We start from the raw sequence: 13,743 nt of genomic DNA, 5'->3' as shown, positions 1-13,743 counted from the left end.
CCGTTTGCGACCCTACCAGTTTTCAGGCCCCTTGCCCTTAAAGTGTTCGACCAGAAAGTCGATAAAGGCGCGCAGTTTTGGTTGTGTGTACAGACCCGGGGGGTAGACCACATGAATGCCAAGCTGTTCCACAGGTAATTCCGGCAGAACCGCCTTTAGACGGCCGTCTTCGACAGCGTCATGATACAAAAAGCTGGGCAGATAGGCGATGCCAAGTCCAGCCTCGGCTGCTTGTAACAGGGATTGCCCGTCGTTCACGGTCAGGCTGCCACCCGCACGGATCAAACGTTTTTCACCCGATGCGGATGTAATTTTCCACGAATTCCCAGACGACTGGTTGGAAAAATGCAGCAGTTTATGCTGGGCCAGATCGTCAATCCGTTTCGGGATGCCATGATCATAGAAATATTTCGGAGACCCGATCACCCGCATATTGGTTTCCGCAAGTTTGCGGGCCCGCAGCGAACTGTCCTGCATTTCCCCGATGCGGATCGCCAGATCAAATCCTTCGGACAACAGATCTACGTTCCGGTTGGACAGAACCATATTCACGTTGATTTCAGGATAGCGGTTCAGGAAGGCGCCCAGTGCTTTGGAAATATGGTTCACCCCGAAATCCGTCGTTGCAGACAGCCGCAAAGAACCGCGCGGCGTGGATTGCATGGAGGTCACCATGGCATCGGCTTCACCTGCGTCATCCAGAACCTGACGGGCCTTATCATAGTAAGCCAGCCCGATTTCCGTCGGGCTGACCCGGCGTGTGGTTCGATTTAGCAGGCGCGCCCCAAGGCGTGCTTCCAATGAGGAAACATGTTTGGAAATCGCTGATTTCGACAAACCCATCTTACGGGCTGCATCGGTGAAACCACCCAGATCAACAACACTGGCAAAGGCTTCCATTTCAGTTAAACGGTCCATTACTCATTACCTCAATATTATTACTGCCCAACGTCGCTGTGTATGGCGGTGAATTACGTCACTAATTTGGAAACAAAAGGACATTCCACGGTCATATTTGGGTATTGTTGGGGCAATGGACACAAAGAAACAATCAACCTGTGGTGGGAAACACCATGTTATCTAATTGTTTTTTAGTCAAATTATTTCAACTTTGCGGATTGCCGTAAAAATCGCTCTGCCGCAAAACCTATCTCAATTGGGCGAAACCCTTGACGCAAAGGCAAATGCCGCAGCGGTCGGGATCGCAATATTTCGGTTGACGCCAACGGGCGCATACAGCACGCCTTTCAGGAGTTTTTTACAGGTCCAAGGCGCCGCACAGCTATACGTCTATAGTTTAACGTATAGTATACCGCCTGACCTATTTGCAGATTGCGCCGGTTGAAAGCTGGGCAAATGCCAGAGCCAAAGGATTAAAAGTGCAAAATGAGTGTGGCAAAAACAGCGTCTGACTGGATTGCAGCCAACCCCGAGATTACCTCTGTTCAGGCGGGAGCTTATGACCTGAACGGTCAGCTACGCGGCAAGCGGATGCCGATTTCCAGTTTGGAAAAAGTGTTGGACGGCAGCCTGCGGATGCCCGTTTCACTGGCCGTGGTAGATGTCTGGGGCAATGATGTTCTGGACAATGAACTGGTGTTTGAATCAGGCGATGGCGACGGGCTGTGCCTGCCCACCGAACGGGGTGTTACCCTGTCCAGCCTTGGCGAAGAGCCCAGCGCCTTTGTGCAGTTGATGTTCGCAAACGAAGACGGCACGCCGTTTCTGGCCGATCCCCGTCAGGCGCTCGCACAGGTGGTTCAGGAATACGCCGATCGCGGGTTAACGGTTGTTGTGGCCACAGAACTTGAATTCTACGTCACAGACCCCGGATCCGATTTCGCCACAAGCCAGATGTCAGACCGCGTGTCCGAAAGCTATGCTACCGTGTCGCTGGATGAGCTGGATCATTTTGAACCCTTCCTGAACGAAGTGTACCGTCAATGTCTGGAACAAGGCGTCCCTGCGGATGCGGCGATTTCGGAAAACGGCACAGGGCAGTTTGAAATCAACCTAAACCATGTGCCTGACCCGTTGCGCGCGGCAGATGATGCGATGATGTTCAAACGGATCGTGCGGGCGGTGGCCCGTCGGCATGAACGCTCGGCTACCTTTATGGCGAAACCTTTTGGCGATCGCTCTGGCAGCGGGCTGCATGTGCATTTTTCCATTCTGGACAAAGACGGCAACAATATCTTTGCCAATGGCACCGAGGAAGGCTCTGACACGCTGCTGCATGCTGTGGCAGGACTGCTGGACACCATGCCCGAAAGCATGGCGATTTTTGCGCCGCACCTGAATTCCTTTCGCCGCTTTGCCATGAACAGCCACGCACCGGGTGCGGTGGCTTGGGGCTATGAAAACCGCACGGTTGCGGTGCGTATTCCGGGCGGGCCAGATGCGGCGCGGCGGATTGAACATCGGGTGTCCGGCGCGGATGCGAACCCCTATCTGGTGCTGGCCACCATTCTGGGGGCAGCCCTGCGCGGGATGGATCGCGGTGTTATGCCCCCTGCCCCGACCGCTGGCGATGGCTATGATCCGGACCTGCCGCAATTGCCCAAAGTCTGGGAAAGCGCGGTTGAGGCCTTTGAGGAAAGCCCGCTGATCGCAGAAATCTTTGACCCGCTTTTAATCACGTCCTTTGCACTGGCAAAACGTCAGGAAATGGCCAAATTCGCAGCCGAGGTCAGCGCCTTTGAAATGCGCACCTATGTAGATGCGGTTTGACGAAAACCTGAAAGCGCCTATCTGATCCGTCAGACGCCCTTCGGGGCGCTGACATCAGAGGGCCAGATGATTTCGATCCGCAAAAACACCACATCCCTAATTCTGTTTGTGCTGGCCGTTATGGCGGGCGGAATTGCCATCGGCATCCTGACCGCCCCCGGCCCGTGGTATGCGGATCTGGTGAAACCCGCGTTTAATCCGCCCAACTGGATTTTCGCCCCTGTCTGGACCCTGCTGTATCTGTGTATCGCCATTGCGGGCTGGCGCATCTGGCAGATTGAACCCGCAGGCCTGCCGATGAAAGCATGGTTCGCGCAGATGCTGCTGAACTTTATCTGGTCGCCCCTGTTCTTTGTGGCCCATCGGATGGATCTCGCACTTGGGGTAATCCTGTTGATGCTGGCGCTGATCGTCACCTTTATATACGGCACTTGGCGCACAGACCGCCCTGCGGCGCTGTTGTTTGTACCTTATGCAGCTTGGGTGGCTTTTGCCTCCGTTCTGAACGGATCGCTTTTGGCCCTGAACCCATCCGTCGGGGGCTGATCATGAATGCATCTGAAACCAGCACCCCCACGCCGACGCAGCAGTTTCTGAATCCGTGGCTTGCCTTTTGTGATTCGCAAGCGTATATCCACCTCAACAGCGGTAAGACTGGCCTCCACCCCCAGACTTCCATCGGAATTCTCGACGGGCCGCGCGCCCGTTTTTTTGTGCCTAACATTCTAGCCCAAGGGATCTAACCCATGTCTGATCTGATCGCGAAAGCGGCCATCGACAAACGACTGGCAGAAATCGTACAGCCCGTGATCGAAGATCTGGGCTATGAATTGGTGCGCCTGCGCCTGATGTCTGGCAAACAGACCATCCTGCAAATCATGGCGGATCGCCCTGAAGGCGGCATCGAGGTTGATGATTGCGCCAAGATTTCCACCGAAGTCTCGGCCATTCTGGACGTAGAAGACCCGATAGACGGGGATTACGCGCTTGAAGTGTCAAGCCCCGGCATCGACCGCCCGCTGACCCGTCTGAAAGATTTCGACGCTTGGGACGGCTATGAAGCCAAAATCGAAACCAACGAATTGATCGAAGGCCAGCGCCGCTTTAAGGGCGAATTGCGCGGCACACAGGACGGCGAAGTGTTGATCGAGATCCCGCAGGGCATCATCGGTTTGCAATTCGATTGGCTGTCTGACGCCAAATTGGTGCTCAGCGACGCCCTGATTGCAGAAAGTTTGAAAGCCCGCAAAGACGGTGGGTTGGACGAAAGCAAGTTTGACGATATTGAAACCGAAGAGGACGCGTCATGAGCATTACCAGTGCGAACCGTTTGGAGTTGTTGCAAATCGCTGATGCGGTTGCCCGCGAAAAGATGATCGACCCCGATCTGGTGCTGCAAGCGATGGAGGAATCCTACGCCAAAGCCGCCAAGTCGAAATATGGTCCGGAACTGGATATCCGCGCCAAGATCGATCGTAAGACCGGCGAACTGGAAATGACCCGCGTGCGCGAAGTCGTGGCCGAAGTGGAAAACCACTTCATCGAAATGACCGTCGAAGAAGCTGGCGCACATCTGGACAACCCCGAAGTGGGCGACTGGGTGATCGACGATCTGCCGCCAATGGATTTTGGTCGGATCGCCGCGCAGTCCGCGAAACAGGTGATCCTGCAAAAAGTCCGCGAAGCGGAACGGGAACGCCAGTACGAAGAATTCAAAGACCGCGAAGGCACAATCATCAACGGTCTGGTCAAACGTGTGGAATACGGCAACGTCATCGTCGATGTGGGCCGTGGCGAGGCTGTTTTGCGGCGCGATCAACTGATCAACCGCGAATTGTTCCGCAACGGCGACCGCATCCGTGCCTTCATCAAAGAAGTCCGCTCTGAAATGCGCGGCCCGCAAATCTTCCTGAGCCGCACTTGCCCTGAATTCATGGCCGAACTGTTCAAAATGGAAGTTCCCGAAATTTATGACGGCATCATCGAGATCAAGGCAGTTGCCCGTGATCCGGGTTCCCGCGCCAAAATCGGTGTCATTTCCTATGACAATTCGATTGATCCGGTTGGTGCCTGTGTGGGTATGCGCGGCAGCCGTGTTCAGGCCGTTGTGAACGAACTGCAAGGCGAAAAAATCGACATCATTCCGTGGAATGACGATGCGCCGACCTTCCTTGTGAACGCACTGCAACCTGCCGAAGTTTCCAAAGTTGTTCTGGACGACGAAGCCGAACGCATCGAAGTTGTTGTTCCTGACGATCAACTGTCATTGGCCATTGGCCGCCGTGGTCAAAACGTACGTCTTGCCAGCCAGTTGACCGGTCTGGACATCGACATCATGACCGAAGCCGAAGAATCAGAACGTCGTCAGAAAGAGTTCGAAGAGCGCTCCAAACTGTTCATGGACACCATGAACGTGGACGAAGTTGTGGCCCAATTGCTGGTCTCCGAAGGTTTCGCCACACTGGAAGAAGTCGCTTACATCGAAATCGACGAACTGCTGTCGATCGAAGGCTTCGATCAGGACACAGCCGAAGAATTGCAAGCACGGGCGCGGGAATCCTTGGATGAGATGAACGCAAAAGCGCTGGAAGAAGCCAAGGAACTGGGTGTTGAACAGTCCCTGATCGACTTTGAAGGTCTGACACCGCAAATGATGGTCGCTTTGGCCAAAGATGGCGTGAAAACGCTGGAAGATTTTGCAACCTGCGCTGACTGGGAACTGGCCGGTGGATATACCACTGTTGATGGCAAGCGCGTCAAAGACGACGGTCTGCTTGAAAGCTTTGGCGTCAGCCTGTTGGAAGCACAGGAATTGGTCATGACTGCCCGCCTGATGCTGGGTTGGGTCACCGAAGAACAATTGGCCGAGGATGCCGCTGGCGACGAAGAAGAAACCGGTGAAGACGCCGAAACCACCGAGGAGTCCGAAGTCTGATGCGTCAGATTTCGGGATATGCCATTGGGTCGCGCTGGACGAAAGACACAAACCGATGAAACCACCCGCCGCTGTATAGCGACGGGAGAGGTTCAGCCCTGCACAGGGATGTTTCGGTTTGTCCTCTCGCCAGATGGGGTGGTCACACCTGATCTGGCGGAACGCCTTCCTGGACGGGGCATTTGGGTCAGCGCGGACCGCGCGGCACTGGACCTTGCGATTAAAAAGAAACTGTTCTCTCGGGCAGCAAAAACCCAGGCCACCATACCGGATGGCCTGTTGGAAATGCTGGAACAGCTGATGGTTCGACGTTTGATTGACCTGATTTCCCTTGCCCGCAGGGGTGGGAATGCTATTTGTGGGTTTGAAAAGACCAAAGGCGCGTTGATTTCCGAAGCTGCCTTGGTTCTGCTGCAGTCAAAAGACGGCTCGGATCCTCAAAAGAGCAAGCTTCGCCCGCCAAGCGGCCAGAATACCTATATTTCCTGCCTGACAGCCTCCGAATTGGGTTTGGCTTTTGGGCGTGACTATGTGATACATGCGGCGCTTGTGGGCGGGGGTTTGACCAAATCGGTCAAACGCGAAGCTGCAAGGCTTGCCGGACTACGCGGCAGGGATGCCATAACAGAGGCAAAGCAGCCGGATAATCCGGCGGTGAAAGGTTAAAGACGAATGAGCGACGACGATAAAAAGCCATTGGGGTTGGGCGGTAGCCGGCCATCAACAAGCCGGGTTCGGCAGAGTTTTTCCCATGGGCGAACAAAATCGGTTGTGGTCGAAAAGAAGCGCAAACGCGTTGTTGTGCCCAAATCGGGCGCGGCTGGCGGTGCAGGCGGCGGTAAAGCGGGTGGCGGTATCAACGCACCTGGCATTTCCGACGTGGAAATGGAGCGCCGCAAAAAGGCGCTGATGGCAGCCGCTGCGCAAGAAACCGAACGCGCTGCAAAAGAGGCCGAAGAAACCGCACGCCGTGAGGCAGAGCGGGACGAACGTCGTCGTGAAAAAGAAGAAAAAGAGCGCGAAGAAGAAGAGCGCGCTGAACGGCTGCGCGCCAAGGAAGAAGCGGAAGAAGCCGCGAAGAATCCTCCGGCCAAGCCAGAAGTTAAAGCCAAAAAACCGGCACAAGCTGAACAGGAACCCGCAGCGGTTGATCCAGCAGCTGTAGAAGCTGCCGCCGCAAAAACACCCGCCAAAGGTGGTGTGAAACGGGATGACAAACAGCCCGCCCGCGCAGAAGAGAAAAAACCAGCCCGTGGCAAAGGTGGCGATGATCGCCGCAGCTCTGGCAAACTGACAATCAGTCAGGCGTTGTCCGGCCGCGAAGGCGGACGTCAGCGTTCCATGGCGGCGATGAAACGTGCCCAGGAACGGGAACGCCGTAAAACTATGGGCGGCAGCCAGGAACGCGAAAAAATCATTCGCGACGTTCAGGTGCCCGAAGCAATCACCGTTCAGGAACTGGCAAACCGTATGGCGGAAAAAACCGCTACTGTGGTTAAGGCCTTGATGACTAACGGTATTATGGCCACGCAAAACCAGACGATCGACGCGGATACTGCGGAACTGATCATCGAGGAATTTGGCCACAAGATCGTTCGCGTGTCTGATGCAGACGTTGAAGAAGCGATTGTCACTATCGAGGACAAAGAAGAAGATCTCGAACCACGCGCGCCTGTGATCACCATCATGGGCCACGTTGACCACGGGAAAACCTCGGTTCTGGATGCGATCCGCAAAACCAACGTTGTGTCTGGCGAAGCCGGCGGCATCACCCAGCACATTGGTGCGTATCAGATCACTACGGATGACGGCACGTTGCTGTCCTTCCTAGATACACCGGGCCACGCGGCGTTTACGTCGATGCGGGCACGGGGTGCGCAAGTGACCGACATTGTTGTGTTGGTTGTGGCCGCAGATGACAGCGTCATGCCCCAAACCATCGAGGCGATCCACCACGCCCATGCGGCCAAAGTGCCGATGATCGTGGCCATCAACAAGATGGACAAACCGGGCGCTGACCCTGATGCGGTACGTGCTGAATTGCTGCGCCACGAAGTTGTGGTTGAAGCCATGTCCGGTGAAGTTCAGGACGTTGAAATGTCTGCGCTGAAAGGACAGGGGCTTGATAAACTGCTCGAAGCGATTGCGCTGCAATCCGAATTGCTGGAACTGAAAGCCAACCCGAACCGCAACGCAGAAGGCGCTGTGATCGAGGCGAAACTGGACGTGGGTCGCGGCCCTGTTGCGACTGTTCTGGTTCAAAACGGCACATTGCGTCGCGGCGACATCTTTGTTGTGGGCGAACAATGGGGCAAGGTGCGTGCCTTGATCAACGACAAGGGCGACCGCGTCGAAGAAGCTGGCCCATCCGTTCCTGTTGAGGTTCTGGGTTTGAATGGCGCACCGGAAGCGGGCGATGTTCTGAACGTGGTTTCCAGCGAATCAGAAGCACGGGAAATTGCCACCTACCGGAGCAAAGCTGCCAAAGACAAAAAAGCAGCCGCAGGTGCGGGGGCCACGCTGGACCAGTTGCTGGCCAAAGCCAAAGCAGACGAAAATGTTTCCGAACTGCCAATTCTGGTCAAAGCGGACGTTCAGGGTTCTGCCGAAGCGATTGTTCAGGCGATGGAAAAAGTCGGCAACGACGAAGTTCGCGTACGGGTCTTGCACTCGGGCGTTGGCGCCATCACCGAAAGCGACGTGACACTGGCCGAAGCATCCGGCGCTCCGATCATCGGCTTTAACGTGCGGGCCAACGCGCCAGCACGCAGCAGCGCCAACCAGAAAGGTGTGGAAATCCGCTATTATTCCATCATCTACGATCTGGTTGACGACGTGAAAGCCGCTGCATCCGGTCTGTTGTCTGCCGAGATCAAGGAAACCTTCATCGGGTATGCCTCGATCAAAGAGGTGTTCAAGATTTCCGGCACCGGCAAAATCGCTGGTTGTGAAGTCACCGAAGGTGTTGCACGCCGCTCCGCAGGGGTTCGCCTGCTGCGCGACAACGTTGTGATCCACGAAGGAAAACTGAAAACTCTCAAACGCTTCAAAGACGAAGTGAAAGAGGTTCAGGGTGGTCAGGAATGCGGTATGGCCTTTGAAAACTACGAAGACATCCGCGAAGGCGATGTGATCGAGATCTTTGAAACCGAAGAGATCGAACGCAAACTGGATTGATCCGGACAAGATTTTTGAAAAGGGCGCGCGAAAGTTGCGCCCTTTTTCGTTTTGGCTGGCGTTCCATGCCTCCGGCGGGGATATTTGGCAAACAAAAAGCAGGATGGTGGAGACACAGATGAGCGACGATAGATTTCCAGGCTGGCACGGCACAACGATTGTTGGCGTGCGTAAGGGTAATGAGGTTGTTCTGGCAGGTGACGGACAGGTTTCGCTGGGACAGACAGTTATCAAAGGCACAGCACGCAAGGTGCGGCGGATTTCGCCCGGTGGCCATGACGTGGTCTGTGGCTTTGCAGGGTCTACGGCGGATGCTTTTACCCTGCTAGAGCGGTTGGAGGCCAAACTAGAGGCTTCGCCGGGTCAGTTGGCCAAGGCATCTGTAGAACTGGCGAAGGATTGGCGCATGGATAAGTATCTGCGCAATCTGGAGGCCATGTTGATTGTAACAGATGGCGCGGATTTGTTTGTGATTACGGGGGCTGGCGATGTGCTGGAACCTGAAAATGACGTGGCTGCGATCGGGTCTGGCGGGAATTTCGCACTGGCGGCAGCGCGGGCCATGGCAGACAGTGATAAAACCGCCGAAGACATCGCACGGCGGGCTTTGGAAATTGCTGCGGAAATTTGCGTTTATACCAATGGAAACATGACGGTAGAAAAGATTTCCAAATGAGCGTGAATGACGACGACCTGCGCGCTGCGGTTGGTGCCGGTGTCATCACCGAGGCACAAGCCGCCAGCATCGCGCGGCTTTCGGATGAACGCCAAGGCTACCGCGAAGCGCGGGCGCAGATTGATGAACCGTTTGAATTGTTCAAAGGATTCAACGAGATATTCATCGTTGTTGGTCTGTCTGTGCTCTACGCAGGGTGGTCAACAGTTGCAGGATTAAGCATCTTTGACGCGGATAACGGTTCATTTTCTGCTGTACTGTTGGCCCTTTTGCAAATCGTCGTCCTTGTGCCGTTAACGATGTATTTTACAGTGGAGCGGCGGATGATTGCACCGTCCATCCTGCTGAGCATTTTCATCGCCTTGGGCGGTTTTCAGATGGGCTATGGCCTTGCGAATGGACTGAGGCTTGAGGCATCAGGAGCGCTGTCTATGGCCTGCTGGGCCTCGGCTGTGGTTACAGCCGTTTATTGGTTCGCCTTTCGTATCCCGTTTTCCTTGTGCCTTACTGGTCTTGGCTTTTTCGGTGCTGCGATTTCCCTTTCGCAAAGCAACGGAAGCGCACTGGATTCCCCTTTTGATATCTTTTTGTTATCAACAGGTTCCACAGAAAGCCTGATCACCATCACGCTTGGCTTGATCGCCTTTTTCGTCGCCCTGCGCTTTGACATGAGCGACCCACACCGTGTAACGCGCCGTGCCGCCAACGGGTTCTGGCTGCACGTGCTGGCAGCCCCTGCGATCGTCAATTCAGTGGCGCTGACGCTTTATGACAATGGCGGCATCGGGGCTACGCTGTTGCTGTTCCTGTTTCTGGTCTTTATGGCGGCCATTGCCATCATTATCGACCGCCGGTCCTTCCTGATTTCCGGCATCGGCTACATGATTGCGCTGGTGTTTACCGTTCTGGACGGCGAGTTCGGGCTGGTTGTGCTGCTGATCGGATTGGGGCTGGTATTGCTTGGCGCGAATTGGGAAAAACTGCGGTGTTGGCTGCTGAACATATTGCCCCATTTCAAGGGCAAGGACAGATTGCCCCCGTGGCAGATTAAAAAAGGTGACGTGTAAATGACTGATTTGACCCCTCGCGAAATCGTAAGCGAACTGGACCGGTTTATCATCGGGCAGAAAGATGCAAAACGCGCTGTGGCTGTGGCGCTGCGTAACCGCTGGCGGCGCAAACACCTGTCGGATGATCTGCGCGACGAGGTGTATCCCAAAAACATCCTGATGATCGGCCCCACTGGCGTCGGCAAAACCGAAATCTCGCGTCGTTTGGCGAAGCTGGCGAAAGCACCGTTTCTAAAGGTTGAGGCGACAAAGTTCACCGAAGTCGGCTATGTGGGCCGCGATGTGGAACAGATCGTGCGCGATCTGGTGGACAGCGCCATTGTGATGATCCGCGAATTGAAACGCGAAGAAGTCAAAGCAAACGCCCATAGCGCCGCAGAAGAACGGGTGCTGGATGCGCTGACCGGAACCGACAGCCGTGAACAAACCCGCGAGTTGTTTCGCAAGAAACTGCGCGATGGCATTTTGGACGATAAAGAAATCGAACTGGATGTGGCAGACACATCTAACCCTATGCAAATGATGGATATTCCGGGGCAACCCGGGGGCAACATGGGCATGATGAATTTGGGCGATATTTTCGGCAAAGCCTTTTCCGGCCGCACGCAGCGCCGGAAAATGACCGTGTCTGACAGCTATAAAGTGCTGATCGACGAAGAGGCCGACAAGTTGGTAGATCAGGAATCCGTCACCCGCGAGGCAGTGACCGCTGTTGAAGAAAACGGCATCGTGTTTCTGGATGAGATCGACAAAGTCTGCGCCCGCGCCGATGCCCGTGGTGGCGATGTATCCCGCGAAGGTGTGCAACGCGATCTGCTGCCTTTGATCGAAGGCACCACGGTTTCAACCAAACATGGCCCCGTGAAAACAGACCACATTCTGTTCATCGCTTCGGGTGCATTTCACATCGCCAAACCCAGCGATCTGCTGCCCGAATTGCAGGGTCGTTTGCCCATTCGCGTGGAATTACGCCCGCTTACCGAAGCCGATTTTGTGCGGATTCTGACCGAAACCGACAATGCGCTGACGCTGCAATATGCAGCCCTGATGGCAACCGAAAACGTGGAAGTCACCTTTGACGAAAGCGGTATTGCAGCCATTGCACAGATCGCAGCCGAGGTGAATTCCTCGTTGGAAAACATCGGCGCGCGGCGGCTATACACGATCATTGAACGGGTGTTCGACGATCTGGGCTTCACCGCACCGGATCAAGGCGGCAGCAAAGTCGTGATTGATGCGGACTATGTCGAAGAGCACTTGGGCGAGCTGTCTCGCAGCTCAGATGTCAGCAGGTATGTGCTTTAGCGCGTGACCTTTCGTTAAATTCCTGATTTTGATCGCGTATGAACACATTCCAATTCATACGCGACAATATCCGCTGGCTTGCGGCGGGTGTTTTGCTGACCTTTTTGTCCAGTTTCGGCCAGACCTATTTCATCTCGATTTTTGCGGGGGAAATTCAGGCGACGTTTGGTCTGTCCCACGGGGATTGGGGCGGGATTTACTTTCTGGGGACCATGGCCTCGGGGATGCTGATGATCTGGGCGGGCAGTTCTGCCGATCATTTCCGCGTGAGGGCGCTGGCCGTTGGGGTCATTCTGGCGCTGGCGTGCCTTAGCGTAGTGATGAGCCGGATTTCCGCCGTTTGGTTGCTGCCATTTCTGGTGTTTGGCCTGCGCTTTACGGGGCAGGGGATGTTGTCACACATCGCGGTTGTGGCCATGGCGCGGTGGTTTGTGCGCACCCGTGGCAAGGCAATTTCTTATGCTGGGATCGGATTTGCGCTGGGGCAGGCGGTTCTGCCCGTCGTATTTGTGGCACTGATGTTGCGGTATAACTGGCAGACCTTATGGTTGTTAGCAGCGGTGTTTTTGGTGCTTTGCATCCCTGTCTTGCTATGGCTGCTGCGGTATGAGCGTACACCCTCAGAGGCCGCGGCAAAATCCCATGCTGCGGGCATGTCTGCCCGCCATTGGACCCGCGCCGAGGTTCTGCGCGACTGGCGGTTTTGGGGTTTGGTTCCCATCGCCACACTGTCCAGCACCTTTGGCACCGCTTTGTTTTTCCAACAGGTCCATCTGGCCGAGGTCAAAGGCTGGAGCCATGTAGAACTGGTCGCCTTATTTCCGATTTTCACCGCCACTTTGATCACCGCAGGGCTGTTTGGCGGCTGGGCGGTGGACCGATGGGGCAGCGTGCGCCTGTTGGCAATCACCCCTGTCCCCATGGCAGTGGGTTTTGTCCTTCTCGGCGTTAGCGACAGCCTGTTCGTCGCCGCTTTCGCCTTTGGGATCATTGGCTTGGGCAACGGCGCTTATGCAACAGTTGGCGCGTCTTTATGGCCCGAAATCTATGGCACCCGCAGCATCGGGTCGATCAAGGCGCTGGCCACAGCACTAATGGTATTCGGATCGGCGATCGGGCCTGCGTTTACTGGCTGGGGTATTGATTACGGCATCAACTTCCCCGACCAGATGATCGCCTATGCAGTCTATATGTTTGCGGTTTGCGGCTGGACGTGGTTCGTCACATCACGGGTCTATGCGGATATTACCGCCCCCGTTGCCGCCTAAGATAGACGTAATAGGCCCCGCCACCGCCGTGTTTCACGTGGGCTTGGGTCACTTGCAGCACCATATCGGACAGCGGGCCGGTTTTTAGCCATTCCGGAACCCCGCTGCGCAGTATACCACTGCGCGGGCGGTTGAATTCATCCACCGATTTCTTATTGCCCTTGCCGGTAATCACAAGGATCAGCCGATTGCCCAGACGATTGGCGTTTTGCACAAAGATTTGCAGCTGCATCCTTGCTTGTTCTGCGGTCAGACCATGCAAATCCAGCGTGGCATCAATGGCCAACTGTCCCTTTAACAACCGCTGGAAATTCCGCTTGTCCATATTGGGCGAGGTCTGGTTCGGCCGATCCACAAAAGAGGGTGGTTTGGGCGATGCTGTCGGCTTGACTTTGACTTTCGCACCCAGCTTGAAGGGTTTGATTTCGTATGAAGAGTCCAGCTTCTGCCGCTTCGCTGGTTTGGCTTGCGGGCTTAGGATAAGTGGTGGCATGGATTCGATGGATTCCACCTGCGTGATCACTTTATTCCACAAAGATTGTTCATCTTCTGTCAGGGCGCGGCGTCTTTTTCGGGCCATGG

12 protein-coding genes are annotated in these 13,743 nt (G+C 55.3%); 10 read left to right on the top strand and 2 right to left on the bottom strand.

The features are described 5' to 3' along the window. Positions 1 to 12: 12 nt before the first annotated feature. Positions 13 to 918 (bottom strand): LysR family transcriptional regulator, encoded by a 906-nt coding sequence (locus tag GGE09_RS01560; RefSeq protein ID WP_309743174.1) that lies wholly within the window; start codon positions 916 to 918, stop codon positions 13 to 15. Between the two features lie 468 nt (positions 919 to 1,386). On the opposite strand from GGE09_RS01560, the gene GGE09_RS01555 reads away from it, so the two are divergent. The 10 genes from GGE09_RS01555 to GGE09_RS01510 all read left to right on the top strand — a co-directional run bounded on the left by GGE09_RS01555 (position 1,387) and on the right by GGE09_RS01510 (position 13,161). Then, positions 1,387 to 2,730, top strand: coding sequence for a glutamine synthetase family protein (locus tag GGE09_RS01555; protein ID WP_309743172.1), 1,344 nt, complete (start codon positions 1,387 to 1,389; stop codon positions 2,728 to 2,730). Between the two features lie 66 nt (positions 2,731 to 2,796). Then, positions 2,797 to 3,276, top strand: a complete 480-nt coding sequence (locus GGE09_RS01550) for a TspO/MBR family protein (protein ID WP_309743170.1) — start codon at positions 2,797 to 2,799, stop codon at positions 3,274 to 3,276. 200 nt (positions 3,277 to 3,476) lie between these two features. Next, entirely contained in the window at positions 3,477 to 4,040 is a 564-nt protein-coding gene (gene rimP, locus GGE09_RS01545; protein ID WP_309743168.1) for a ribosome maturation factor RimP, read from the top strand. Beyond that, complete coding sequence (nusA, locus tag GGE09_RS01540) at positions 4,037 to 5,665, top strand: transcription termination factor NusA (protein ID WP_309743166.1); 1,629 nt, start codon at positions 4,037 to 4,039, stop codon at positions 5,663 to 5,665. Before rimP ends, nusA begins: the two co-directional genes overlap by 4 nt. Before the next feature lie 24 nt (positions 5,666 to 5,689). Then, on the top strand, positions 5,690 to 6,331 hold the full coding sequence (locus GGE09_RS01535) for an RNA-binding protein (RefSeq protein ID WP_405048527.1): 642 nt from the start codon (positions 5,690 to 5,692) through the stop codon (positions 6,329 to 6,331). A gap of 6 nt (positions 6,332 to 6,337) precedes the next feature. Beyond that, positions 6,338 to 8,842 carry a translation initiation factor IF-2 gene (infB, locus tag GGE09_RS01530; protein ID WP_309743162.1) on the top strand — a complete coding sequence of 835 codons (2,505 nt, stop codon included), beginning with the start codon at positions 6,338 to 6,340 and terminating at the stop codon, positions 8,840 to 8,842. 118 nt (positions 8,843 to 8,960) lie between these two features. Next, complete coding sequence (gene hslV, locus GGE09_RS01525; RefSeq protein WP_309743160.1) at positions 8,961 to 9,518, top strand: ATP-dependent protease subunit HslV; 558 nt, start codon at positions 8,961 to 8,963, stop codon at positions 9,516 to 9,518. Beyond that, complete coding sequence (locus GGE09_RS01520; protein WP_309743158.1) at positions 9,515 to 10,585, top strand: hypothetical protein; 1,071 nt, start codon at positions 9,515 to 9,517, stop codon at positions 10,583 to 10,585. Before hslV ends, GGE09_RS01520 begins: the two co-directional genes overlap by 4 nt. Then, the gene (hslU, locus tag GGE09_RS01515; RefSeq protein ID WP_309743156.1) at positions 10,586 to 11,893 is read left to right on the top strand and encodes an ATP-dependent protease ATPase subunit HslU; all 1,308 of its coding nucleotides are present in this window, start codon (positions 10,586 to 10,588) and stop codon (positions 11,891 to 11,893) included. 38 nt (positions 11,894 to 11,931) lie between these two features. Continuing rightward, complete coding sequence (locus tag GGE09_RS01510) at positions 11,932 to 13,161, top strand: MFS transporter (RefSeq protein ID WP_309743154.1); 1,230 nt, start codon at positions 11,932 to 11,934, stop codon at positions 13,159 to 13,161. On the opposite strand, the gene GGE09_RS01505 is transcribed toward GGE09_RS01510, so the two are convergent. Further along, entirely contained in the window at positions 13,139 to 13,741 is a 603-nt protein-coding gene (locus tag GGE09_RS01505; protein ID WP_309743152.1) for a Smr/MutS family protein, read from the bottom strand. The genes GGE09_RS01510 and GGE09_RS01505 overlap by 23 nt on opposite strands. Positions 13,742 to 13,743 lie beyond the last annotated feature (2 nt).

Origin of the sequence: Roseobacter sp. N2S (assembly GCF_031454055.1) — a bacterium.
Lineage (GTDB): Bacteria > Pseudomonadota > Alphaproteobacteria > Rhodobacterales > Rhodobacteraceae > Amylibacter.
Note: the sequence above shows the minus strand (reverse complement) of the source record. Positions and strands in the feature narration are given on the sequence as shown.

Bases quoted from the DNA above. Each gene is read 5' to 3' on its own strand.
- GGE09_RS01560 (WP_309743174.1), bottom strand. From the start codon at position 918: ATGGACCGTTTAACTGAAATGGAAGCCTTTGCCAGTGTTGTTGATCTG.
- rimP (WP_309743168.1), top strand. From the start codon at position 3,477: ATGTCTGATCTGATCGCGAAAGCGGCCATCGACAAACGACTGGCAGAA.
- nusA (WP_309743166.1), top strand. From the start codon at position 4,037: ATGAGCATTACCAGTGCGAACCGTTTGGAGTTGTTGCAAATCGCTGAT.
- GGE09_RS01550 (WP_309743170.1), top strand. From the start codon at position 2,797: ATGATTTCGATCCGCAAAAACACCACATCCCTAATTCTGTTTGTGCTG.
- GGE09_RS01505 (WP_309743152.1), bottom strand. From the start codon at position 13,741: ATGGCCCGAAAAAGACGCCGCGCCCTGACAGAAGATGAACAATCTTTG.
- GGE09_RS01555 (WP_309743172.1), top strand. From the start codon at position 1,387: ATGAGTGTGGCAAAAACAGCGTCTGACTGGATTGCAGCCAACCCCGAG.
- GGE09_RS01520 (WP_309743158.1), top strand. From the start codon at position 9,515: ATGAGCGTGAATGACGACGACCTGCGCGCTGCGGTTGGTGCCGGTGTC.
- infB (WP_309743162.1), top strand. From the start codon at position 6,338: ATGAGCGACGACGATAAAAAGCCATTGGGGTTGGGCGGTAGCCGGCCA.
- GGE09_RS01510 (WP_309743154.1), top strand. From the start codon at position 11,932: ATGAACACATTCCAATTCATACGCGACAATATCCGCTGGCTTGCGGCG.
- hslV (WP_309743160.1), top strand. From the start codon at position 8,961: ATGAGCGACGATAGATTTCCAGGCTGGCACGGCACAACGATTGTTGGC.
- hslU (WP_309743156.1), top strand. From the start codon at position 10,586: ATGACTGATTTGACCCCTCGCGAAATCGTAAGCGAACTGGACCGGTTT.